Consider the following 21,154-nt stretch of genomic DNA (forward strand, 5'->3'; position numbering starts at 1 on the left):
CTTTTCGCACTTCTTTTCGCCACTTTATGGAGGTTTGTCGGTATCCTGCCACGCGGGGAATAGGACATCGACACCCCAGGTTATGGCCCTCGTGACTGACACGACCCCCGTAGACCTTTGGTTCGATCCTTTCTGCCCATTTGCCTGGGTGACGTCACGATGGCTGCTCGAAGTCGAGAAGGTTCGCCCGATCGAGCCTCGCTGGCGCATCATGAGCCTGCAGGTCCTCAACGAGGACAAGGACGTCTCCGACGAATACCGCGCGTCGAGCGCCCGGGGCGCGAAGCTCATCAGGGTCATCGCCACCGCCGCCGACCGCTTCGGCGAGGAGTACATCGGTCGCCTCTACACCGAGTTCGGCACCCGCCTGCACAACGAGGGCCGGGGCCGGGACATCGACACTCTGCGCGTGATCGCCGAGGAGTCGCTCGAGGCCGTGGGTCTCGACAAGGGTCTGGCCGCCGAGGCCATGGACTCGACCGAGTACGACGACGCCATCCGCAAGTCGCACAACGAGGGCATCACCCTGGTCGGCCAGGAGGTCGGCACTCCCGTCATCCGCGTCGGCTCCAACGCCTTCTTCGGCCCGGTGGTCACCACCATCCCCCGAGGCGAGGACGCGGGCCGGCTCTGGGACGGCGTGCTGCTGGTCACCGAGTTCGACGACTTCTTCGAGCTCAAGCGCTCGCGCACCCGGCGGCCGAGCTTCGACTGACTTTCACCGCTGTTTTTCACCTCGCAGTGACTTGTAGCGGCGCAATCCGCGCCTATCCGGTGTGTCCGGCCGTACTCTTCTGAAAGAGCAGCACTGTTCTGAAAGATGCAGCCGAACGAGGCGCCACGCCCTCGCTCAGCGACGGCCGGCGCGCAAGGATGGGGGCTATGCGTCAGCTGTACATCGGCGGTGCCTGGACCGCTTCGGTCTCCGGCGAGCCCATCGAGGTCGTCAACCCGGCCACGGAACAGATCATCGACCGGGTGCCGGCCGGCGCCCCCGACGACGTCGAGGCGGCCGTACGCGCCGCGCGGAGCGCCTTCCCCTCCTGGTCCGCCACTTCCGCCGCCGAACGCGGCAAGCTGCTGGCCGCCGCCGCCGAACTGCTGACCGAGCGCGCCGGCGACATCGCCAAGACCATCGCGACCGACATGGGCTCACCCCTGGGCTTCGCGCTCAAGGTGCAGACGCTGATGCCCGCGGGCGTGCTGGCCGGCTACGCCCGGCTGGCCGAGAGCCATCCGCGCGAGTCGCGCGTCGGCAGCTCGCTGGTGCTCAAGGAGCCGGTCGGCGTGGTCGCCGCCATCACCCCGTGGAACTACCCGCTGCACCAGATCGTGTGCAAGGTCGCTCCGGCTCTGGCCGCCGGTTGTACGGTCGTGCTCAAGCCGTCCGAGGTGGCGCCGCTGGCGGCGTACGCGCTGGCCGAGATCTTCCACGAGGTGGGCCTGCCCGCCGGCGTGTTCAACCTGGTCAGCGGGCGCGGGCCGGTGGTGGGCGAGGCCATGGCCGCGCACCCGCAGGTCGACATGATCTCCTTCACCGGCTCGACGGCCGCCGGCCGCCGGGTGGCCTCGCTGGCGGTCGAATCGGTCAAGCGGGTGGCGCTGGAGCTCGGCGGCAAGTCCGCCAACCTGATCCTGCCCGACGCCGACCTGGGCGCCGCCGTCAAGGTCGGCGTCGCCAACTGCTTCATCAACGCCGGCCAGACCTGCTCGGCGTGGAGCCGCATGATCGTCCACCGCGACCAGTACGACGACGCGGTCCACCTCGCCGTCGCCGCGGCGCGCCGCTACACCGTCGGCGACCCGTTCGACGAGACCACCCGCATCGGCCCGCTCGTCTCCGCGGCCCAGCGCGACCGCGTGATCCACTACATCAACCGGGGCCAGGAAGAGGGCGCCAGGCTGGTGACCGGGGGCACCGAACGCCCGCACCCGCGCGGCTACTACGTCGAGCCGACCGTCTTCGCCGCGGTCGAGCCCGGCATGACGATCGAGCAGGAGGAGATCTTCGGCCCGGTCCTGTCGATCATCCCCTACACCAGCGAGGACCAGGCCGTCCGCATCGCCGACGACACCCCCTACGGTCTGGCCGGCGCGGTGTGGGCGGGCACCCAGGAGCGGGCGGTCGCGGTGGCGCGCAGGCTGCGCACCGGGCAGGTCGCGATCAACGGCGGTGCGTTCAACCCGCTCGCCCCGTTCGGTGGCTACAAGCAGTCGGGCATCGGCCGCGAACTGGGCGAGCACGGGCTGGAGGAGTTCCTCGAGGTCAAGTCGCTGCAGCTCTAGGGGCGCACTCAGAGGAGCAGCCCGCCGGCCGCCAGCAGGTTCTGGCCGGTGATCCACCGCCCGTCGGGCCCGGCCAGGAACGCCACCACGGCCGCGATGTCGTCCGGCTGCCCGAGCCGTCGCAGCGCGGTCATCGCGGGGATCTGTTCGAGCGCCTCCGGCGCATTGCTGCCGTGCAGCATGTCGGTGTCGGTCGCGCCGGGCGAGACGATGTTGGCCGTGATGCCGCGCCCGCCCAGCTCACGCGCCGCGACCTTGGTGAACTGCTCGACGGCCGCCTTGCTCCCCGCGTAGAGCGAGATCCCCGGGCCGGGCACACGTGTGTTGAGCGTGGAGATGTTGATGATCCGCCCGCCGTCGCGCATCACCCGCCCGGCCCACTGGATGGCTAGGAACACCGAACGCGCGTTGACCGTGAACACCCGCTCGTAGGACTCGTCCGTGACATCGGCGATGAGCCCCTGCCCGGTCTCCGCCGCGTTGGCGACCAGGATGTCGAGCCCCGGCAGCAGCTCCTCGGCCGTGGCGAACAGCCGGTCGAGATCCGCCCTGCTCGCCTGATCGGCTTGTACGGCATGCGCTCCGGTAGCCGCGGCCACCTCCTTGGCAGACTCCGCGTTGCCGCGATAGGTGAAGACCACCTCGGCGCCGTCAGAGGTCAGCCGTTCGACGATGGCCCGGCCGATGCCCCGGGAGCCACCTGTGACCAACGCGCCTTTCCCCGAAAAGACCTGTCCCGAAGATTCCTGTCCCGAAGATTCCTGTCCCGAAGATTCCTGTCCCGAAGGTTCACTCATACCGCCAACCTACGTTCTGAGCATGATCTTGCGCGCCTCCGGTTTCGGCAGCCGGTCGACGTACAGCTTCCCGTCGAGGTGCTCGGTCTCGTGCTGGAAGCAGCGGGCCAGCGAGCCGCGTGCCTTGACGCGCTGCGGGCGGCCGAGCCGGTCGAACCCCTCGACGGTCACGCCCGCCGCCCGCGCCACCGGGGCGTAGATCGGCGTGCCCGTCTGCCGGTCGGGTACCGACAGGCAGCCCTCCTCGTCCAGCACCTCTTCCGGATCGTCCACGGTCAGCACGGGATTGATCATGTGGCCTTTGCGGCGGTTGATGTCATAGACGAACAGCCGCCGCGGCACGCCGATCTGCGGACCGGCCAGGCCGACGCCGTCCACCGCGTACATCGCCTCGAACATCTCGTCGATGAGGCGGCGCAGCTCGCGGTCGAAGCCTTCGACGGGCTCGGCTGGTGTGCGCAGCACAGGATCGCCGAGGACGCGGATCTCGCGCATGATGCTCTACTTCCGTAACTTCCGTAAGGACTGGCTAACCGATGGGGTCCTTACTCTAGCCAGCCGACGCGCTGGTGCGAGGCCCGTGCGCGGCGCTGTGGAAGACTGGGCGCGTGCGTGTCTATATCGGTGCCGACCATGCCGGCTATGAGTTCAAGAACCACCTTGTGTCCTGGCTCAAGGACAACGGGCACGAGGTGACCGACTGCGGTCCGTTCGTCTATGACGCCGAGGACGACTATCCGGCGTTCTGCCTGCGGGCCGCCGAGGGCGTCGCCGGCGATCCGGGCAGCCTGGGCGTCGTCATCGGGGGGTCGGGCAACGGCGAGCAGATGGCCGCCAACAAGGTGCGCGGCATCCGGGCCGCCCTGGCCTGGAGCCAGGACACAGCCAGACTCGCCCGCGAGCACAACAACGCCAACATCGTCTCCATCGGCGCGCGCATGCACTCCGACGACGAGGCGACCGGCTTCGTGGAGACCTTCCTCGCCACGCAGTTCTCCGGCTCGGAGCGGCACGCCCGCCGCATCGCGCAGGTGGCGACCTACGAGACGATCGGCCAGCTGCCCTCTCTGCCCTAAGCCCGCCGCTTGGGCTCGCGTTTGGGCATCTCGTCACGCAGGGGCCGCCGGTCGGCGGCCTCCTGCTGCTCCTTCGAGGGTCGCGACACGTCGCGGGCCCGCATCGCGGTGATCGCGGTGATCTGCAAACTCTGCAGTGCCATGCCCGCGAGCCTACGTCAGAGGGGCCCACTTGAGCGGCCTACGTCAGACGGGACCGCGTCTAGACCGGGCTATGTCTGACGGGACCGTGTCTGACGGGCCTATGTCTGACGGGACCACGTCAGAAGGACAGTCCCGCCCACGGCTTCGGGCTCCACGCCATGGCGGCGTCGAGCCTGCGTACAGAGCCCGCCGAGTGCTCGCGCAGCAGCCCCGCGCCGAGCTGCGCCGAGAGCAGGCCGTCGCCCATGTACGCCGAGCCGAGCGAGGAGACCCGCAGCGACATGTCGGGCTCGTCCTCCACTGGCTTGCACTCCGCGCCGGAGGTGTCGGCGCTGAGCCGCCAGCGGCGGGCGTTCCACGGGCACACGTCGTCCTCGACCTCGATCACCACGTCGACGGCCGACGAGTACGCCCGCGAGGTCAGCGCCCGGTCCACCTCCACGAGGCGTACCCACAGCTCGTCGGCGCAGCTCGCCCGGAGCTGCCGTGGGTCGGCGAGCAGCGCGAGGAGCGCGTCGTCCATCGGCAGGCTGCCCTCCACCCGGGAGACCAGGTCGCGGTCGAGCACGCTGCGCCACAGGAGCGCGCGGGCGGCGGGGTCGGCCGCCTCCAGCTCCGTCAGCTTCAGCAAGCCGTTGGGCACGCCGTTGTCGTCCCAGCTCGCCTTGACCCTGAACAGCGCGTAACCGCGTACGCCTCGGTCGTCCTCGGCGATCACCGAGCGGAGCGCCCCGTCTCCGTGCCGGTCGAACTCCTCGTCGGCCAGCAGAGCATCCCAGAATTGCTCGTTACGGATATAGCGCCCGGGGCGGGCGGTCACGACGGAGGCGAACAGCCGCTCGAACTCGGCCCGGGCCTCGGCCGGCTTGGCCACCCTGAGGCGCAGCGCGGGGTCCGTGGGGGCGTTCGCCACGAAGGCCGAGCTGTGCTTCGCGACGCTGAATCCCATCTCGGCCGACGCCCTGCCGTAGCCGAACCTGCCGTAGATGACGGACTCCGAGGCGTACAGGGCGGCGACGGACTCGCCCCGATCACGCACGTCGGACAGCTGCCTGCGCATCAGGCTCGACAGGACGCCACGACGGCGGTGGGAGGGGAGCACGCTGACGGCCGTCACTCCCGCGACGGGGATCTGCGCGCCGGGGACCGTCATGGTGAAGGAGAAGACCGCGGTGACACCGGCCATGAGATCGCCGTCGAACGCGGCGAGCGTCCGATCGAACTCGGTCTGCGCCTTGGCTCGTTCGAATTCCTGGGGATGCGGCGTCCAGCTGAAGCCTTCGGAGAGCACATCGGCGAACTTCGGCCACTCGCCCTCGTCCACCGGACGGATCGGATACGTCATCCGTCCACGGTAGGAGCGGGCAAAGGGGAGGGGCCACCCAATATACGTGCTTAATGATCAAGGCCTTGGTCAAGTGGGCTGCCCAAAGGGAGGCCAGAGCGCTACAGTCAGGCGCATCATGAGTTCCCGTTCGGCGCTGCAGATACCGCCACGGCTCCGCGCGCTCCTGGTGCGGGTGCCGTTTCTGGTGTCCGTCGTCCGGTTCCTCAGGAGGGGCTCCTTGGCCCGAGACCGCAACCTGCTGGTCACGTTGACGATGCTCACGCTCGTCATCGGACTGCTCGCCGCGCAGATCTCGACCGAGTGGTTCTCGCCCTCGCTGCTCATCCTCGTCCTCCTGGTGGGCGGCCTGCAGCTGCGGCTGAACAGCCTGATCAAGCTGCTCGTCGCGGTGATCATCTCGCTCGGCTACATCGCCGGCACCCTCGGGGTCGGCCAGATCGGCCTCGGGCTCATGGTGACGATCGGCTTCACCACGGTGCTGGCGCTGCTGATGGCCCGCACCCGGGGCAAGCTCGGCGTGCAGGGGCTGCGTGGCGACGCCATGCTGCTGGAGCTGCGCGACCGGCTCAGGAGCCAGGGTGAGCTGCCCGCGCTGCCCAAGGACTGGGGCGGCAAGGTCGTGCTCAAGCAGGCCGGCGGCTCCTCCTTCGGCGGCGACTTCCTGGTCTCCATGCGCGACGAGGACAAAGTGGAGATCGCGCTGGTCGATGTGTCGGGCAAGGGCGTCGACGCGGGCACCAGGGCGCTGCTGCTGTCCGGCACGTTCGGCGGGCTGCTCGGCTCGGGCGTCGACTTCCTGCCGGCCTGCAACACCTACCTGCACCGCCAGCGCGGCGACGAGGGGTTCGTGACGGCCGTGCACGTACGCCTCGACCTGGCGACGGGCGACTACACGATCACCTCGGCCGGCCACCCGCCGGTGGTCAAGTTCGACGCGGGCACGGGCAACTGGCAGGTCGCCACGGCCAAGGGCGTCGTCCTCGGCGTGGTCCCCGACCTGCACTGCGAGCCCGACAGCGGCACCCTGCGCAAAGGCGACGCGCTGCTGCTCTACACCGACGGGCTGATCGAGCAGCCGGGGCGCGACATCGACGCCGGGCTCGACAAGCTGCTCGGCGAGGCGGAGCGGCTGCTGCCCTCGGGCTTCCGTGACGGCGCGCGGGCCCTGGTCAACGCCATGGCGTCGGGTCACAACGACGACTGCGCGCTGGTGCTCATCTGGCGCCCGTGACGAATCACACGGGTCAAGGGGTGAACAAGGTCACTGGCAGCGCTTGATCGCCCTTGAGATCCTCGAAGGGTTCACCACTCCGGGTCCCGGCGGAGCGGCGCGGCTTCACCGGGATCCGGTCTTCGCCTCCGGCTCTCAGAGCCAGCCTGAGTCGCTCGCGATGCGTACCGCGTCGAGGCGATTGCGAGCCCCGGTCTTGCACATGATGCGCGACAGATGGTTGCGTACGGTGCCCACCGACAGGAAGAGCTGGTCGGCGATCTCCGTCGATCGGGCCCCGCCCGCCGCGATCCGCAGCACGTCGAGCTCGCGCCTGGTCAGCGGGTTGGCGACCGACTGGAGAGCGGCGATCGCCAGATCGGAGTCGACCGCCCGGCGTCCGGCGGCGACCAGCCGCAGGCTCTCGGCGAGCTGCTCGGGCGCGACGTCGAGGCTCATGAACCCGAGCGCGTGCGTGGCGAACGCCCTGCGCACCTGACCGGGATTGGGCTGCGCCGACAGGATGAGTACGTGACAGCCCCGCTCGCGCAGTCGCGCCGCGGGGGACAGGCCGCCCCCTCCGGGCAGGTCCAGATCGACGATCGCCGTGTCGGGCGCGTACGCGGCCGCCGCGGGCAGGACGCCGTCCGCGTCTCCCACCTCCGCGACCACCCGCAGATCGGGCTCCGCGTCGAGCGACGCCACCAAACCGCGCCGGACCAGCGGCAGATGCTCGGCGACCAGAATCCGGATCAAGGCTCCCACCTCCGTCATCCCCCAGAGTGATCGCCTGATCGCGTACTGTCAACGGAATGTGGCGCTGCGGCAAAGGGTGCGCAAGCCATCGAGGTGTGATGACTTCGACTACTCTGGGGCTGTCGGGACCTTCTGTCTGCCCTGGAGCGGGACTAGATGAACTGGCTTTACCTCGCGGGGATCGTAGTCTTCCTGATCGGGCTGATGGCGTCTGTCGCGTTGCACGAGCTCGGTCACTTCGTGCCCGCCAAGATCTTCGGTGTCAGGGTGCCCCAGTACATGGTCGGCTTCGGCTCGACCGCCTGGTCCATCCGGCGAGGTGAGACCGAGTACGGCATCAAGTGGATCCCGCTGGGTGGCTACATCCGCATGATCGGCATGCTGCCGCCACGGCCCGGCGACGATCCCACCAAGCTCAGGGGTTCCTCCACCGGCCCGTTCCAGGGGCTCATCGAGACCGCCCGCGACGCGGCGCAGGAAGAGGTGCGGCCGGGCGACGAGGAGCGGGTCTTCTACCGGAAGAAGTGGTGGCAGAAGGTCATCATCATGTCCGGCGGCCCGTTCATGAACTTCGTGCTGGCCTTCATCCTCTTCTCGGTCCTGCTCGTCGGCATCGGCCTGCCCGCGCTGACCCCGGTGGTGTCCCCGCAGACCAACACCTGCGTGATCCCGATCAGCGAGCAGCGCACCGACTGCCGCGCCTCCGACCAGCCGACGCCCGCCGCCAAGGCCGGCATGAAGCCCGGCGACCGGCTCGTCTCCTTCGGCGGCCAGAAGATCGCCTCCTGGGACGACGCCACCCGCCTGATCCGCTCGCACGGCGCCGGTCCCGTCGCCGTCGGCATCGTCCGCGACGGCAAGCCGATGACCCTCAACGTGACGCTCATCGCCCAGGACCGGCCGTCGCCCACCGACCCGAAGAAGATCGACAAGAACGTCGGCTTCCTCGGCGTCATGCCCACCGAGGTCATGGAGCAGCAGAGCCTCGGCGTCGTGATCGGCTACATGGGCCAGCTCACCGGCCGGGTCGCCGACTCCCTGCTGAACCTGCCGCAGAAGATGATCGGCGTGTGGCACGCCGCGTTCTCCGGCGACAAGCGCGACCCCGAAGGCCCGGTCGGCGTCGTGGGCGCCGGACGCATGGGCGGCGAGATCCTCTCCTCCGACCTGTCGGGCGAGAAGAAGGTCGCTTTCCTGGTGAACCTGCTGGCCGGGTTCAACCTGGCGATCGGCATGTTCAACCTGATCCCGCTGCTGCCGCTCGACGGCGGCCACATCGCGGGCGGCCTCTGGGAGGGCCTCAAGCGCGCCTACGCCCGCGTCACGCGGCGTCCCGAGCCCGCGTACGTGGACATCGCCAAGGTGCTGCCGCTCACCTACGCCCTGGCCTTCGTCATGATCATCATGGCCGGCCTGCTCGTCTACGCCGACCTGATCAACCCGCTCACGCTCACCGGCTGACCGTCGCAGAGCACCCCTTCACGAACTTCTCCAACACCTTCGAGAACACCCGCCCCACGTCGATCTCGGCGTTCCCGCTGGTCGGCGGGCTGCCCCCGCGATGTCGCTGTGAGCTAGATCACAGTTGAGGTTGACCTTGGGTCAGGGTGGAAGCTCGGCGCGGCGGCACGACGCCGCCCCGGGCATAACACACTCGAAGGATCGAACCACCATGACGATCACCCTTTCCGACCAGGACAAGAGCACCCTGCGGACGGCCGCGTACGGCGCCGTGTCGCTGATGGCCGCCGCCGGCGCCGCCGGCCAGCCCCACAAGATCGCCGCCAACGGCGGCATCGCGCTGGGCTCGACCACCGGTCTTATCGGGCACGTTCTCGCCGACTACCCCAAGGGCAAGGACCTGGCCGGCAAGTCCGTGGCCGAGATCGCCGACCGCGTGCTGCCGGCCCTGACCGCGGCCATGAGCCTGCTGAAGAAGCAGGATCCGGCCGAGGCCGACAACTTCCGCGGCACCGTTCTCATCGCTGTCGAAACCGCCCAGATGTACCAGGGCCGGCCGAGCCCCGCCACGGCCGAGATGGCCCGCAAGATCACCGAAGCCCTCGACGCCGCCAGGGCGGCCGCTGCGGACAGCAAGGCCATGCCGGAAGCCGCAGCCGGGCAGGATCGCCCGGAGCTGCGGAAGGCAATCGAGGAGATCGTCGAGTCCGGCTTCCTCGCAGTGTCGCTGCGCGTACACGATGAGCGGGGCGAGTGGGCCGGTAGCGCCGGGGTGGCCGAGCTGGGCGGGACCGCCAAGCCGCCGGTCAACGGGCATGCCCGGATCGGTAGCAACACCAAGACCTTCACCGCGACCCTGGTGCTGCAACTGGTGGCCGAGGGCAAGATCGAGCTGGACACCCCGGCGGCCGACTACCTGCCCGAGTTCGGACTGGACCGGCGGATCACGGTGCGGATGCTGCTGCAGCACACCAGCGGGCTGTTCAACTTCACCGGCGAGGTCTACGACGACGGATCGATCGTGCACGGGATCCCCGTGCCCTACGGCACCACGGGCAAGGAGTGGGTGGACAACCGGTTCCACACCTACCGGCCCGAGGAACTGGTACAGCTGGCGCTGTCCAAGCCGGCCCGGTTCGCGCCGGGAACAGGCTGGAGCTATTCCAACACCAACTACGTGCTGGCCCGGCTGCTGATCGAGAAGGTCACCGGCCGCTCGCTGGCCGAGGAGATGCAGGAGCGGATCCTGGGGCCGCTCGGGCTGTCGGCCACGGTGGTGCCTGACGCCTCGCCGGAGATCCCCGAGCCGCACGCCCACATCTACTACCGCTACGAGGAAGCCAGCCAGCAGAAGACGATCGACATCACCCGCCACAACCCCTCCTGGGTCTCCACCGGCGGTGACATGATCTCGACCAGCAAGGACCTGGCCACGTTCATCTCCTCGCTGGTAGGAGGCAAGCTCCTGCCGGCCCCGCTGCTGGCCGAGATGTGCACCCCGCACGCCACGGGCCTCCCGAACATGGACTATGGGCTGGGAGTGTTCGTCCAGAAAACGGACTGCGGCGGCACCGTCATCACCCACAACGGCGGCACGGTCGGCTCCATGACGCTGATGTACAGCACACCCGATGGCAGCAAGACGCTGACCGCCGTACTGAACTGGGTGGACGACGCCGACCTGTCCATAGCAACAAGGGTCCAGAACGCCCAGCAAAAGCTCGTCAACGAGGTGTTCTGCGGCGAGCAGGCCGATCCGGCTCAGCCGTCGGACTGAACACCTGTGACCGGCGCGCCTCCAGAGGCACCCCCTTCCGGTCGTGCACCAGGGAGAAACCCGAACGGGGCCACGCCGAGCTCGTCGACCTCGGCGTGGCCTGTCCACATGCTCGGTTGTGATCTGCCTGGTCGCCGAGCTCGAGCACAAGGCAGGATTGCGCAGATGAACGGAGTCACGATCGGGCAGGCAGCGGCATTCGTCGGCGTCACAGTGAAGACGGTGCGCCACTACCACAAGCTCGGCCTGGTCAAGGAGCCGGAACGCGACAGCTCCGGCTACCGCAGGTACGGATCGGCCGAGCTGCTGCGGCTGGTGCAGGTTCGGACGCTGGCCGCAGCCGGGGTGCCGTTGGCCGAGACCGGCCTCCTGCTCGACGCCGACGCCGCGTTGTTCGCTGCCGCGCTCACCGACGTCGAGCGGCAGCTCACCGAACGGATCGAGGAGCTGACCGCGCGCCGCGACATGCTGCACCGGCTCGCCGACGGAGACCGGGCCCTGCTGCCCGACCGCGCCGTGGCGCTGCTGGAGCGGCTGTCCGGCCTCGGCTTCCCCGCGGACGAGGTGGCGGCGACCAGGGAGGGCTGGGTGCTGGCCAGGGCTCTGGTCCCCGAGGGCTTCGACGACTATCTCACCCATGTCGAGCACGCTCTCGACGACCCCCGCTTCGTCGCGTTGAGCAAGCAGGCAACCGAAGCCACGGCATGGGAGCCGGACGACCCGCGCCTGGCCGAACTCGCCACTGCCATTGCCGACCACTTCCTCGCCAACCCCGCACACCTGAAGATCGTGACCGGCCTGCAAGCCCACACCGACGCCGCGGCCCGGTACCACCTGATCGCCCACTACGGCGAAGAGGAGGGATCGGCCACGGCCCATGGGATCGCGCTCGTCGAGACCAAGCTCCGCGCCGCCGGCGTCCACATCCCCAGACCAGGCACCCACTGACTGACCTGCTCCTGCGACCGACGGTTCGGCGGCCATAGGGGGAAGAGCCGCCGCTGGCGGAGGGTCTTATTCAGAGTGTGGGAATTCTTAGGTCGGTCCGAAAGCCGAGCGTGACTCAGTCTCAGCTGTGGATCGGGTAAGCGGCCTGGAAGGTCAGCCTATGGTCAGCGGAGCCACCGATGTGGGTGAGGAGTTCGTCGAGGGCGGCGTATTCCTCCCATGGCTGCCGGCCGGTCGCCTGGGCCAGGTGGGTCACGATGAGGTCTTCGAGGTCCGGGACGCGCATGTTCTTCCAGATCTTGTCGGCGAGGCTCACCAGCAGGTCTTCGAGGGTGATGTCGGTGTCTGCCCAGGACGCGTGAGTGGCCGCGAAGCGAGCGCGGGCGTCATCGAACCCGTAGCGGATCAGCAGGTCCCGGCCGGCGGGCTCGTGCGCCGAGCCGGGGCCGGAGAGTTCGGCGACGTGCAGGGACTTGCCGATGTCGTGGGTCGCGGCGCCGAAGAGCACGGCGTGCCGGTCGAGGCGTAGCTGGGGGTGCTGCTGCTGAACCCAGTCGATGATCTGCCAGGCGACGTCGTGGACGAGACGCAGGTGGGCCGCCAACCGGGGCGGGCAGTTCAGCGACTTCAACAGGTCTGCGACGCGGTCAGGCAGCGGGCGTAAAGGTGGCTCGGCGGGGTCGTTCAGCGCGTGTGCGAGTGCGGCGGAGTTCGTCGCCGTGGGCTCGTTCAGCCCGGGCCGGGCGAGGTGCTGTCTGGCCTGGATCCAGAGCGCCTCGAACTCCTGGCGGGTGATCTCGGCGGCTTGATCGGCGTCCTGCCAGCCTTCGAGGCTGCCTTCGGCGAGAACGCCGAAACGACGCTCGTAGGCCTGAAGCTCGGCCAACCCGTGCTGATCGCGAAGCCGGAACACTTCGTCGAGGGCTGCCGCTGTGGTGGGGCGCTGGTCAGGGCCTTGAAGATCGATCTGTCGGACGGCCCATTCCTGGTCATCAAGTTCGTAGTAGAACCAGGTGTCTTCCTCAGGGTGATAGAGGCGTATCCGTCGGGCCATGGCGCCATGGTGTCACGACCAGAAGCCCCTTCAGCGTCCGGTGAGCACCAGGTACGCCGCGACCTATGTCACCCCGAACACCCCCTCACACCAGATGCGAGAAGGTGTCCGGGCACTAGCGGCGGAGAGTCTTTTTCAGAGTGTGTGAATGGCAGTCGTCAGGATCGGCCTCAATCAGGTTGAATCCATCCGGGCGGCAGGCCGTCAGGGACCGAAGCTCCAGACGTTGCCGATCGGGCGCCCGCCGCGCCGCAGGACGGTGCCGAGAAGCGCGGTCAGTTTTCGTCCACGTGCGCCAGGAGTTCCTCGCCGAAGACGCACAGGGAGGCTTCGCGCCAGTAACCGAACGTGCCCATCCTGAGGTCGTCGGTGACCTGGATGACGTGTTCATCGATGAGGTAGGCGTAACTTGCCCAGCGCGGCTGACCTGGCCCACCGGCACGGAGCGGATCTGTGCGGGAGCCGCTGATGTGCCATTTGAGACGGTAAAGCCGATCTCCAGGTCGAGCGCTGGCGCATCTGGGGGTCCGTACGGCATGTTGGGGTGCCGTTAACGGATGTGTCACCAATCGCCAAATGCGGGCAGCCCCTTAACTGACCTGCTGTAATGCCCTGCCGCTTCGGGCTGTCACGGATGGAACCGGGTGGCGTCCGGGTCGAGGAGTACCACCGAGCGTGCCGTACATTCGGTGCGTGAATGTGTCGGAAGCGATCCGGGTGCGGTAGATGTTCGTCTTCGCGCTCCCGCACCGCGGGCGGCTCACGTGGCCGCTCCGCGCGGTCCGGCTCGCCGGGCTGGTGGTCCTCTTGGTCACCATCATGCGGACGGATCCCGGCCTGATCGACCGCCGTCCCGTCGTGATGGCCGGGCTGCTCGCGGCGGCGAGCGCGGGATGGCTGCTCTGGCTGGCCTCGGACTGGCTCGGCCGCCGTTCGCTGGTCGTGGCGCTGCTGCTGATGGGCGTCGCGGGGGCCGCGCTGACGGGTGCGGGTGCGGGCGTGGCCGTCGCGTTCCCCGCCGTGGCGCTCATCGACGCCGGAGCCAGGCTGCCGCCGCGCCAGGTCCTGCCGATCACGTTCGCGACCGTCGCGGCCACGGTCTCGCTGAGGCCCTCCCCGCCCTGGCCGTACCTGGTCGCGCACGTCTCGGTGCTGGTGGCGTGCGTGTTGCTCGGGACGTTCAGGAAGCAGGTGCTGCAGCGCGCGGAGCAGGCAGAGCTGCTCCTGGGCAACGCCGAACGGGCGGCGCAGGAGCAGGCCAGGGCGGCGGCGCTGGCCGAGCGTTCGCGGATCGCCAGGGAGATCCACGACATCCAGGCGCACGCGCTGTCGGCGCTCTCGGTGCAGCTCAAGGTGGTGGACGCGCTGGTGGAGGAGGGGGCGGAGGACGAGCGGATCAGAGTCTTCCTCCGGCGGGCGCAGGAACTGGCCGACGAGGGGCTGGTGGAGACCAGGCGCGCCATTCTCGCGCTGCGGGACGAGGCGCTGCCACTGGAGGAGCTGCTGACCGGCCTGGCCACGGCCTACGCCGACCGTGCCGGCAAGCCCGCGGAGCTGGAGATGGAGGCGGCATCCGCGGAGCTGTCCGCCGACGTCGCCCTGACGCTGTATCGGGGGGTGCAGGAGGCGCTCACGAACGCACGCAAGCACGCGCCGGGAAGCCCCGTGCGCATACGCCTCGCTTACGGCACACACGCCACGCTGAGCGTTGTCAGCCAGGGCTCTGCCGCGCCGGTCGGCCCCGGCTTCGGGCTGCGCGGGCTCAAGGAACGGGCGGAGCGGCTGGGCGGGACGCTGAGCGCGGCCCCCAAGGGAGAGGAGTGGCACGTCGACATGCGGATCCCGCTGTGATCAAGGTGCTCGTGGCCGACGACCACCCGGTCGTCCGCGACGGACTGGCGGTCCTGCTCGGCCTGCTGCCCGACGTGGAGGTGGTCGCGACGGCGGGCACCGGCGCGGACGCGGTCGCGGCCGTGGCGGCGCACCGTCCCGACGTGGTGCTGATGGACCTGCGCATGCCCGAACTCGACGGCGTCGAGGCCATCCGGTGGATCGGTCGTGAACACCCGCGGACCGGCGTGGTCGTGCTCACCACCTACTCCGATCAGCGGGAGATCGCGGCGGCGTTGCGCGCGGGCGCGCTCAGCTACCTGACCAAGGACGCCTCACGCGAGGACATCTACCAGGCGGTGGCCGCCGCCGCTGAGGGACGCAGCCTGCTCACCAAGCGAGTCCGCGAGTCGCTCTTCGACGCCGCTCCGCCCCCCGAGCCTCCGGACGGGTTGACGAACCGCGAGCTGGAAGTGCTCAAGCTGGTCGCGGCGGGGCTGTCCAACCGGGAGATCGTGCAGCGGCTGCGCGTGAGCGAGGCCACGGTGAAAACGCACATCAACCGCATCTTCGCGAAGATCGGGGCGCGGGACCGCGCGCAGGCCGTCCGTTACGCCTACCGGCGGGGGATCGCCTCCGACTCTCAACCCACGGGTTGACGCGAACCAACCTCCGGCTTGACGATCGGCCCCGGCCCTGCGACCTACCGTCGTCTGCCATGAGCGATGTGAGCATATTCCTCCTCAACCTGATCATCTTCGCGATCGCCATCGAAAGCGACATCGGCCGGCGGAAGGTGGGGCTGTTCCGGCTCCTGCGCCCTGTGGCAGGGGCGGCGGCGCTGGTTCCGATCTTCTTCGACGGCTTCGAGCTGTCGGGCACCGGGCTGCTGCTCGAAGCCGCGGCCACCGTGCTCGGCCTGGCGATGGGATTGGCCGCGATCTCGTTCATGCGGTTCGAGTACGTGCCGGACAAGCAGGCCGTGTACTCCAGGGCCGGGCTTGCTTACGTGACCGCCTGGGTCGCCATCACCCTGACGAAGGTCGCCTTCTCGTACGGCGCGATGCACGTGTTCGGTCCAGAACTGGGCCGCTGGATGGCGGCGCACGACGTGGGAGCGAACGCGCTGAAGGCGGCGATCATCCTGCTCAATGTGTCGACGATGCTGGCCAGGGTCGGCGGCATCCACGTCAGGGCAAGGGCGACGGCCGCGCCGCGACCGGCTCCCGTTCCGGCTGGCGGGCACGGCTCTTAGCACGTGAGATCCGGGCAGCTCAACGCCGGCACCAGGCGGTCGCTCCCGTACACGCCGTCATAGTCCCCGCGGAACTCGTTGACCAGCCACGGCTCTCCGCTCGCGGGCCAGTACGCGACATTCTGCGCGTTGCCGGGTGCGGTCGTCAGGTAGTGGACGTCGAGCGTGGCGCGGTCGGCGGAGACCGTGACGCGGTGCAGGCAGGACTTGCGGTAGTCGCCGTAGATGTTTGCCGTGCCGCTCAGCATGTAGCTGACGGGAGGCGCGCCGTCGGGACACAACCCGACGACGATGTCGTTGCCGCCGGTGAACACGCCGCCCTGGAGTGCCCACACCGGGCTGGTCCACCCCTCGGGGGTGAGCCAAACCGTCGGAGCCCGTCTTGAGCAGGGCGGTGGACGCGTCGAGGGGCCAGCGGTGGATCTTCGCGCCGGAGCCGCCCCTCCGGTACTCGACGTCCGGCGAACTCGGAAAAGAGGAGGTGAACAGCCATACGCTGACACACAGGGCGGCGTGGGCGAACATCACCCTCGCGGGTCGATGACCAGCTCAAACGCCATCTTCAAGTGAGCGAATAGCTCATTAGATGCGATTCGTCCCATTTCTAGAACATCGAGATGTGCACGTGGTCGAAGTGGTTCTGGGTGATGCTGCCGCGGTCGGACATCGAGCTCCACCCCGAGCCCTGGTTGATGCGCTGCTTCCAGATCACGTACTTGACCCCGAGCTTGTCCTTGTTCTCCAGCGCCCAGGCCGCCACGCGGTCGCCGAGTGCCTGGTTGGCGGAGCTGGGCATGCTGCCACCGGTGCTCATCATGAAGTCGCACGCGCGCCCCAGCGGGTGCTCGCCGCCGCCGCCGTCCGCGCGGAAGCAGCCCACCTCGTACGGCAGCGCGAAGTCCTTCTGGATCAGCCCGCGGATCACCCGCATCCGGGCGGTGATGTTGTCGGTGCCTGAGGGCAGTTCGGGCGCCCAGCTGCCGTCCGAGCGGCGGCCGGGGCCGAACGGGATGAGGCCCTTCAGCTTCTTCTGGATGTCCTTGATGACGTCCTGCGCGTCGTCGCGCTGCTTGGCCACGTTGGCCGCGTCCTCGCGGATCTTCGCCTCGAGGGCGGTCGCCTGGTCCGCGGCCGCCTTCTTCTCGTCCCGGGCGGTGGCCACGCCCTGCACGACCGCCTGTTGCTCGGCCGCGAGGTGGTCCAGCAACGCCGCGCTGGAGGCATCGGTCGGCAGGGTGAGGTTCGGCAGCGCGCCGGTGCCGTTCTGGTACTGCAGGCGCGCGAGCTCGGTGACGCGTTTCTGAGCGGTGATGAGCTGGGCCTCCGCTGTGGCCAGCCGGTTCTTGGTCGTTTCCGAGTCCTGTTTGGCCTTGGCGAGTTCGACGCGCTTGAGATTGTAGGTCTCGATGAGCTTGTCGACCTTCTTGTCCAGCTGCTTCAGCTCCGCGCGGAGCTGGGCCTCGCTGGGCTTGGGGGCGGCAGCGGCGGGCGTGGCCGTGAAGGCGCCGAAGGCCATGGAAGCGGTGGTGATGAGAGCGATGGCAAGACTCGAGGGGGACGCAGCCGCCACGAAGGGTTTCCTCTCCCTATGCCGGCCGGGTTAGCTGACGGGTTCGGGCAGGGAGATGCCGCCTTACCACCTGAGTGGATTCACCCCAAGACGCGATGGGTCCCCGGCTCCCGGGCCACGCACCCAGGATTAGGCCAGCACCGACCGTTTAGGTCGGCGCTGAAAAGGGATATTAGTGGTAAAACCAAGGTCATGCGACTCCAAGCGGCAACCAATTAGAGATCTACCTGTGATTTAAGCATGCGTGCGGCTTCCTCCGGCAGGACATCGTTGACGAACGCGCCCATGGCCGACTCCGAGCCCGCCAGATACTTGAGTTTCCCGGGCGCCCGTCTGATGCTGAACAGCTCCAGGTGCAGATAGGCCAGGTCACGATCCTGCCGCACCGGCGCCTGGTGCCAGGCTGAGATGTACGGCATGGCGACGCCGAACAGCCCGTCGAGCGCCCGCAGTACGGAGGTGTAGAGCGGGGCGAAGGCGGCGCGTTCCTCCTCCGACAGCGCGGCCAGGTCCGGCACCTGCCGGTGCGGATACACGTGCACCTCGAACGGCCAGCGGGCGGCGGCGGGCACGAACGCCGTCCACAGCTCGTTGGCCGCCACCACGCGCACCCCGGCGGCCCGCTCGGCCGCCAGCACGTCGGCGAAGAGGTTGCCGCCCTGGTGCCGGGCGGCCGCGCCGAGCTGGAGTTTGGTCCGCGGGGTCACGTACGGGTAGGCGTAGATCTGCCCGTGCGGGTGCGGCAGCGTGATGCCGATCTCCTCGCCCCGGTTCTCGAAGCAGAACACCTGCTCGACACCCTCGATCGCGGACAGCTCGGCCGTACGGTCGGCCCACGCCTCCATGACCAGGCCCACCTGCTCGTCGGAGAGCCGCGAGAACGACGACGAATGCTCAGAGGTGAAGCACACCACCTCACACCGCCCCACGCCCGGCCGGACCTCACTCAGCCCCCCGACATCACCATAAGTCCCGAAATTTCCGGAAAACGAGGGGAAGCGGTTCTCGAACACCACCACGTCATAGTCGTACGCCGGGATCTCCGAAGCCCTCGTCTCGGACGACGGGCACAGCGGGCACTCGTTGGCCGGAGGCAGGAACGTACGCGTCTGGCGGTGCCCCGCCATCGCGATCCACTCCTCGGTGAGCGGGTCGTAGCGCAGCTCCGACGCCATCGGCCTGGGGTCGAGCGCCCGCCGGTCGATCGCGCTCCGGTCGGCGTCGTCGCGCCGGTCGAAGTAGATCAGCTCTCGGCCGTCGGCCAGGTGGGTGATGGTGCGTTTCACTGCGAGTCCTCCGCGATGATCAGTTCGCCGGCGCGTTCGCCCAGCTCCATGCGTGCTTCCTCGGGCAGTCCCGAGTCGCTGATGACCGCGTCGGCCTCGGTCAGATCGGCGATCGTGCTGATGCCGACCGTGTTCCACTTGGTGTGGTCGGCCGGGATGACCAGCCGGTGCGCCGCGTGCACCAGCTCCCTGTCGGTCTCCGACTCCAGCAGGTTGGGCGTGGTGAACCCGGCCCGCACGCTCATCCCGTGCACGCCGAGGAACAGCGTGTCCACATGCAGCCGCCGGATCGCGGCCACCGCGACCGGGCCGACGAGGGCGTCGGACGGCGTGCGTACGCCGCCGGTCAGCACGACCGTGCGGTCGGCGCGCGGGTTGCGGTGGAAGACGTCGGCCACCGGGATCGAATTGGTGATGACCGTGAGCTCGGGCACCGAGATGAGGTGGTGGGCCAGGGCCCAGGTGGTGGTCCCGGCCGACAGGGCGACCGCGGTGCCGGGCCGGACGAACTGGGCGGCGCGGCGCGCGATGGCCTCCTTCTCCTGCTGCTGGCGGGCGGACTTGGCGGTGAAGCCCGGCTCCTCGGTCGAGCCGGGCCCCAGCGCGGTCGCGCCGCCGTGCACCTTCTCCAGCAGCCCGCGCTCGGCGAGCACTTCGAGGTCGCGGCGGACCGTCATGTCGGAGACGCCGAGCTCGCGAACGAGGTCGGCCACCCGAACGCCGCCGCTGCTGCGCACGCGTTCGAGAATCGCCTGCTGGCGCTGCTGTGCGAGCACGCCCCCGCTCCTTCCAACAGATTCCACCAAATTATGACACGACTTTGTTGGGGAATGTTAGGTCGTACGGGTTGTGCGGTAGACCACAGCGCGAGACGTTGGGAAACGGACCGATCACTGGAGGTACCCATGGCGAAGCGATCACGCAAGACCAAGGCGCGCAAGAAGAAGAAGGCCAACCACGGCAAGCGTCCGAACGCGAACTGACGGCGGGCCGGCCGCGGTGAGCTCCTTTCACCTCGGCCGGTGCGACGGCTCAGCCCGGGAGACCGTGCAGGGCCTCGTCGATGCGCTCCTGCGGGAGCGGGTAGTCCTCCATGCGCCCCGACAGGTAGCGGTCGTAGGCGGCCAGATCGAAGTGGCCGTGCCCGCACAGCGCGGTCAGGATCACCTTCTCCTCGCCGCTCTCCCTGCACCGCAGCGCCTCGGCGATGGTCTCGGCCAGCGCGTGCGTCGGCTCGGGCGCCGGGACGATGCCCTCGGTACGGGCGAAGCGCACACCGGCCTCGAAGCACTCGGTCTGTGACTTGGTCACCGCCTCGAACAGGCCCAGTTCGTACATGTGCGACAGCAACGGCGACATACCGTGATAACGCAGCCCGCCCGCGTGGATCGGATCGGGCACGAACCCGTGACCCAGCGTGTGCATCTTGAGCAGCGGCGTGAAGCCCGCCGCGTCGCCGAAGTCGTAGGCGTAGACGCCCCGCGTGAACGACGGGCACGCCTCGGGCTCGACGGCGCGCAGCGTGACGTCGAGGTTGCCGGCCAGCTTCTCGCGCAGGAACGGGAAGGTGAGCCCGGCGAAGTTCGAGCCGCCTCCGGTGCAGCCGATGATCAGGTCCGGCATCTCCTCCAGCTGGGCCAGCGCCTCCTCGCCGATGACGGTCTGGTGCATGAGCACGTGGTTCAGTACCGAACCGAGCGCGTAGCGGGCATCCGGGTTCGCGCCGGCCACCTCGACCGCCTCGCTGATCGCGATGCCGAGGCTGCCGGGCGAGCCGGGGTCGTCGGCCAGCACCTTGCTGCCCGCCCCGGTCACGGTCGAGGGGCTGGGGTACACCGTCGCGCCGTACACCTGCATAAGTGAGCGCCGATAGGGCTTCTGGTCGTAGGAGGCGCGGACCATCCAGATCTGGCACTCCAGATCGAACTGCGCACACGCGAACGCCAGCGCCGACCCCCACTGTCCCGCTCCGGTCTCCGTGGTGAGCAGCCGTACGCCTTCGCGGGCGTTGTAGTACGCCTGGGGGACGGCGGTGTTCGGCTTGTGCGACCCGGCGGGCGAGACGCCCTCGTACTTGTAGTAGATCCGCGCGGGCGTGCCGAGCGCCTTCTCCAGCCGGCGTGCCCGGATCAGCGGGGTCGGCCGCCAGAGCCGGTAGACATCGAGCACCTCCTGGGGAATGGCGATGTACCGCTCGGTGCTCACCTCCTGGCCGATCAGCTCCATCGGGAACAGCGGCGCCAGATCATCGGGTCCCACCGGCTGCCGCGTGCCCGGATGCAACGGCGGAGGCGGCGGCGCGGGCAGATCTGGAACGATGTTGTACCAGTTGCTGAGAGTCACCACCTCAGTGTGC

At 68.9% G+C, this 21,154-nt stretch carries 22 protein-coding genes and 1 riboswitch; of the genes, 10 read left to right on the plus strand and 12 right to left on the minus strand.

Translation table 11 applies throughout. From position 1 onward, the window contains the following. Window positions 1–82 precede the first annotated feature (82 nt). Window positions 83–715 carry a disulfide bond formation protein DsbA gene (locus tag AB0J16_RS55935; protein WP_358556407.1) on the plus strand — a complete coding sequence of 211 codons (633 nt, stop codon included), beginning with the start codon at window positions 83–85 and terminating at the stop codon, window positions 713–715. Window positions 716–882: 167 nt separating this feature from the next. Then, entirely contained in the window at window positions 883–2,286 is a 1,404-nt protein-coding gene (locus tag AB0J16_RS55940; RefSeq protein WP_358556410.1) for an aldehyde dehydrogenase family protein, read from the plus strand. 8 nt (window positions 2,287–2,294) lie between these two features. Here the strand turns inward: AB0J16_RS55940 and AB0J16_RS55945 are convergent, their stop codons facing one another. Together AB0J16_RS55945 and def are read right to left on the minus strand one after the other, a co-directional pair. Next, window positions 2,295–2,996, minus strand: a complete 702-nt coding sequence (locus AB0J16_RS55945) for an SDR family oxidoreductase (RefSeq protein WP_358556412.1) — start codon at window positions 2,994–2,996, stop codon at window positions 2,295–2,297. A gap of 96 nt (window positions 2,997–3,092) precedes the next feature. Then, on the minus strand, window positions 3,093–3,578 hold the full coding sequence (gene def / locus AB0J16_RS55950; RefSeq protein WP_358556415.1) for a peptide deformylase: 486 nt from the start codon (window positions 3,576–3,578) through the stop codon (window positions 3,093–3,095). Window positions 3,579–3,691: 113 nt separating this feature from the next. Here def and AB0J16_RS55955 point away from each other — a divergent pair, with 113 nt between their 5' ends. Next, a complete protein-coding gene (locus AB0J16_RS55955) occupies window positions 3,692–4,159 on the plus strand; it encodes a ribose-5-phosphate isomerase (protein ID WP_358447749.1) in 468 nt (155 codons plus the stop codon). On the opposite strand, the gene AB0J16_RS55960 is transcribed toward AB0J16_RS55955, so the two are convergent. Both AB0J16_RS55960 and AB0J16_RS55965 read right to left on the minus strand, forming a co-directional pair. After that, entirely contained in the window at window positions 4,156–4,302 is a 147-nt protein-coding gene (locus tag AB0J16_RS55960) for a hypothetical protein (protein ID WP_219537467.1), read from the minus strand. The genes AB0J16_RS55955 and AB0J16_RS55960 overlap by 4 nt on opposite strands. Before the next feature lie 119 nt (window positions 4,303–4,421). Further along, complete coding sequence (locus AB0J16_RS55965; protein WP_358556419.1) at window positions 4,422–5,648, minus strand: GNAT family N-acetyltransferase; 1,227 nt, start codon at window positions 5,646–5,648, stop codon at window positions 4,422–4,424. A 118-nt stretch (window positions 5,649–5,766) separates the two neighbouring features. Between AB0J16_RS55965 and AB0J16_RS55970 the strand changes: the two genes are divergently transcribed. Continuing rightward, a complete protein-coding gene (locus AB0J16_RS55970; protein WP_358556421.1) occupies window positions 5,767–6,882 on the plus strand; it encodes a PP2C family protein-serine/threonine phosphatase in 1,116 nt (371 codons plus the stop codon). Between the two features lie 135 nt (window positions 6,883–7,017). Here the strand turns inward: AB0J16_RS55970 and AB0J16_RS55975 are convergent, their stop codons facing one another. Next, the gene (locus tag AB0J16_RS55975) at window positions 7,018–7,617 is read right to left on the minus strand and encodes a response regulator transcription factor (RefSeq protein WP_358556423.1); all 600 of its coding nucleotides are present in this window, start codon (window positions 7,615–7,617) and stop codon (window positions 7,018–7,020) included. A gap of 156 nt (window positions 7,618–7,773) precedes the next feature. On the opposite strand from AB0J16_RS55975, the gene AB0J16_RS55980 reads away from it, so the two are divergent. The 3 genes from AB0J16_RS55980 (at window position 7,774) to AB0J16_RS55990 (ending at window position 11,803) form a co-directional block, all read left to right on the plus strand. After that, on the plus strand, window positions 7,774–9,078 hold the full coding sequence (locus tag AB0J16_RS55980; protein WP_358556426.1) for a site-2 protease family protein: 1,305 nt from the start codon (window positions 7,774–7,776) through the stop codon (window positions 9,076–9,078). A gap of 211 nt (window positions 9,079–9,289) precedes the next feature. After that, the gene (locus tag AB0J16_RS55985) at window positions 9,290–10,855 is read left to right on the plus strand and encodes a serine hydrolase domain-containing protein (protein ID WP_358556429.1); all 1,566 of its coding nucleotides are present in this window, start codon (window positions 9,290–9,292) and stop codon (window positions 10,853–10,855) included. 165 nt (window positions 10,856–11,020) lie between these two features. Further along, window positions 11,021–11,803: a MerR family transcriptional regulator gene (locus tag AB0J16_RS55990; RefSeq protein WP_358556432.1), complete on the plus strand. Its 783-nt coding sequence runs from the start codon at window positions 11,021–11,023 to the stop codon at window positions 11,801–11,803. A 121-nt stretch (window positions 11,804–11,924) separates the two neighbouring features. On the opposite strand, the gene AB0J16_RS55995 is transcribed toward AB0J16_RS55990, so the two are convergent. Together AB0J16_RS55995 and AB0J16_RS56000 are read right to left on the minus strand one after the other, a co-directional pair. After that, a complete protein-coding gene (locus tag AB0J16_RS55995) occupies window positions 11,925–12,857 on the minus strand; it encodes an HD domain-containing protein (RefSeq protein ID WP_358556435.1) in 933 nt (310 codons plus the stop codon). A 275-nt stretch (window positions 12,858–13,132) separates the two neighbouring features. After that, entirely contained in the window at window positions 13,133–13,423 is a 291-nt protein-coding gene (locus tag AB0J16_RS56000) for a DUF2716 domain-containing protein (protein WP_358556438.1), read from the minus strand. A 160-nt stretch (window positions 13,424–13,583) separates the two neighbouring features. On the opposite strand from AB0J16_RS56000, the gene AB0J16_RS56005 reads away from it, so the two are divergent. Genes AB0J16_RS56005 through AB0J16_RS56015 form a run of 3 tightly spaced genes read left to right on the plus strand, consistent with a single transcriptional unit; the run spans window position 13,584 to window position 15,942 of the window. Beyond that, complete coding sequence (locus AB0J16_RS56005) at window positions 13,584–14,708, plus strand: histidine kinase (protein ID WP_358556441.1); 1,125 nt, start codon at window positions 13,584–13,586, stop codon at window positions 14,706–14,708. Beyond that, complete coding sequence (locus tag AB0J16_RS56010) at window positions 14,705–15,346, plus strand: response regulator transcription factor (RefSeq protein ID WP_358556444.1); 642 nt, start codon at window positions 14,705–14,707, stop codon at window positions 15,344–15,346. Before AB0J16_RS56005 ends, AB0J16_RS56010 begins: the two co-directional genes overlap by 4 nt. Before the next feature lie 59 nt (window positions 15,347–15,405). After that, complete coding sequence (locus tag AB0J16_RS56015) at window positions 15,406–15,942, plus strand: hypothetical protein (RefSeq protein WP_358556447.1); 537 nt, start codon at window positions 15,406–15,408, stop codon at window positions 15,940–15,942. Here AB0J16_RS56015 and AB0J16_RS56020 read toward each other — a convergent pair. From AB0J16_RS56020 to AB0J16_RS56040, 5 genes are all read right to left on the minus strand, one after another. Continuing rightward, entirely contained in the window at window positions 15,939–16,277 is a 339-nt protein-coding gene (locus AB0J16_RS56020; protein WP_358556450.1) for a hypothetical protein, read from the minus strand. The genes AB0J16_RS56015 and AB0J16_RS56020 overlap by 4 nt on opposite strands. Before the next feature lie 269 nt (window positions 16,278–16,546). After that, window positions 16,547–17,512, minus strand: a complete 966-nt coding sequence (locus AB0J16_RS56025; RefSeq protein WP_358556453.1) for a hypothetical protein — start codon at window positions 17,510–17,512, stop codon at window positions 16,547–16,549. 5 nt (window positions 17,513–17,517) lie between these two features. Next, window positions 17,518–17,658: riboswitch (cyclic di-AMP (ydaO/yuaA leader) on the minus strand. Window positions 17,659–17,727: 69 nt separating this feature from the next. After that, on the minus strand, window positions 17,728–18,798 hold the full coding sequence (galT, locus tag AB0J16_RS56030; protein WP_358556455.1) for a galactose-1-phosphate uridylyltransferase: 1,071 nt from the start codon (window positions 18,796–18,798) through the stop codon (window positions 17,728–17,730). Beyond that, a complete protein-coding gene (locus AB0J16_RS56035) occupies window positions 18,795–19,574 on the minus strand; it encodes a DeoR/GlpR family DNA-binding transcription regulator (protein ID WP_357644708.1) in 780 nt (259 codons plus the stop codon). Before AB0J16_RS56035 ends, galT begins: the two co-directional genes overlap by 4 nt. 256 nt (window positions 19,575–19,830) lie before the next feature. Beyond that, complete coding sequence (locus AB0J16_RS56040) at window positions 19,831–21,141, minus strand: TrpB-like pyridoxal phosphate-dependent enzyme (RefSeq protein WP_358556458.1); 1,311 nt, start codon at window positions 21,139–21,141, stop codon at window positions 19,831–19,833. Window positions 21,142–21,154 lie beyond the last annotated feature (13 nt).

This window comes from Nonomuraea sp. NPDC049750, assembly GCF_040659625.1.
GTDB lineage: Bacteria > Actinomycetota > Actinomycetes > Streptosporangiales > Streptosporangiaceae > Nonomuraea.

Coding starts and splice junctions, on each gene's coding strand:
- AB0J16_RS55965 (WP_358556419.1), bottom strand. CDS start 5,648: ATGACGTATCCGATCCGTCCGGTGGACGAGGGCGAGTGGCCGAAGTTC.
- AB0J16_RS55985 (WP_358556429.1), top strand. CDS start 9,290: ATGACGATCACCCTTTCCGACCAGGACAAGAGCACCCTGCGGACGGCC.
- AB0J16_RS55980 (WP_358556426.1), top strand. CDS start 7,774: ATGAACTGGCTTTACCTCGCGGGGATCGTAGTCTTCCTGATCGGGCTG.
- def (WP_358556415.1), bottom strand. CDS start 3,578: ATGCGCGAGATCCGCGTCCTCGGCGATCCTGTGCTGCGCACACCAGCC.
- AB0J16_RS55935 (WP_358556407.1), top strand. CDS start 83: ATGGCCCTCGTGACTGACACGACCCCCGTAGACCTTTGGTTCGATCCT.
- AB0J16_RS55970 (WP_358556421.1), top strand. CDS start 5,767: ATGAGTTCCCGTTCGGCGCTGCAGATACCGCCACGGCTCCGCGCGCTC.
- AB0J16_RS55960 (WP_219537467.1), bottom strand. CDS start 4,302: ATGGCACTGCAGAGTTTGCAGATCACCGCGATCACCGCGATGCGGGCC.
- AB0J16_RS56015 (WP_358556447.1), top strand. CDS start 15,406: ATGAGCGATGTGAGCATATTCCTCCTCAACCTGATCATCTTCGCGATC.
- AB0J16_RS55940 (WP_358556410.1), top strand. CDS start 883: ATGCGTCAGCTGTACATCGGCGGTGCCTGGACCGCTTCGGTCTCCGGC.
- AB0J16_RS55990 (WP_358556432.1), top strand. CDS start 11,021: ATGAACGGAGTCACGATCGGGCAGGCAGCGGCATTCGTCGGCGTCACA.
- AB0J16_RS56005 (WP_358556441.1), top strand. CDS start 13,584: ATGTTCGTCTTCGCGCTCCCGCACCGCGGGCGGCTCACGTGGCCGCTC.
- AB0J16_RS55995 (WP_358556435.1), bottom strand. CDS start 12,857: ATGGCCCGACGGATACGCCTCTATCACCCTGAGGAAGACACCTGGTTC.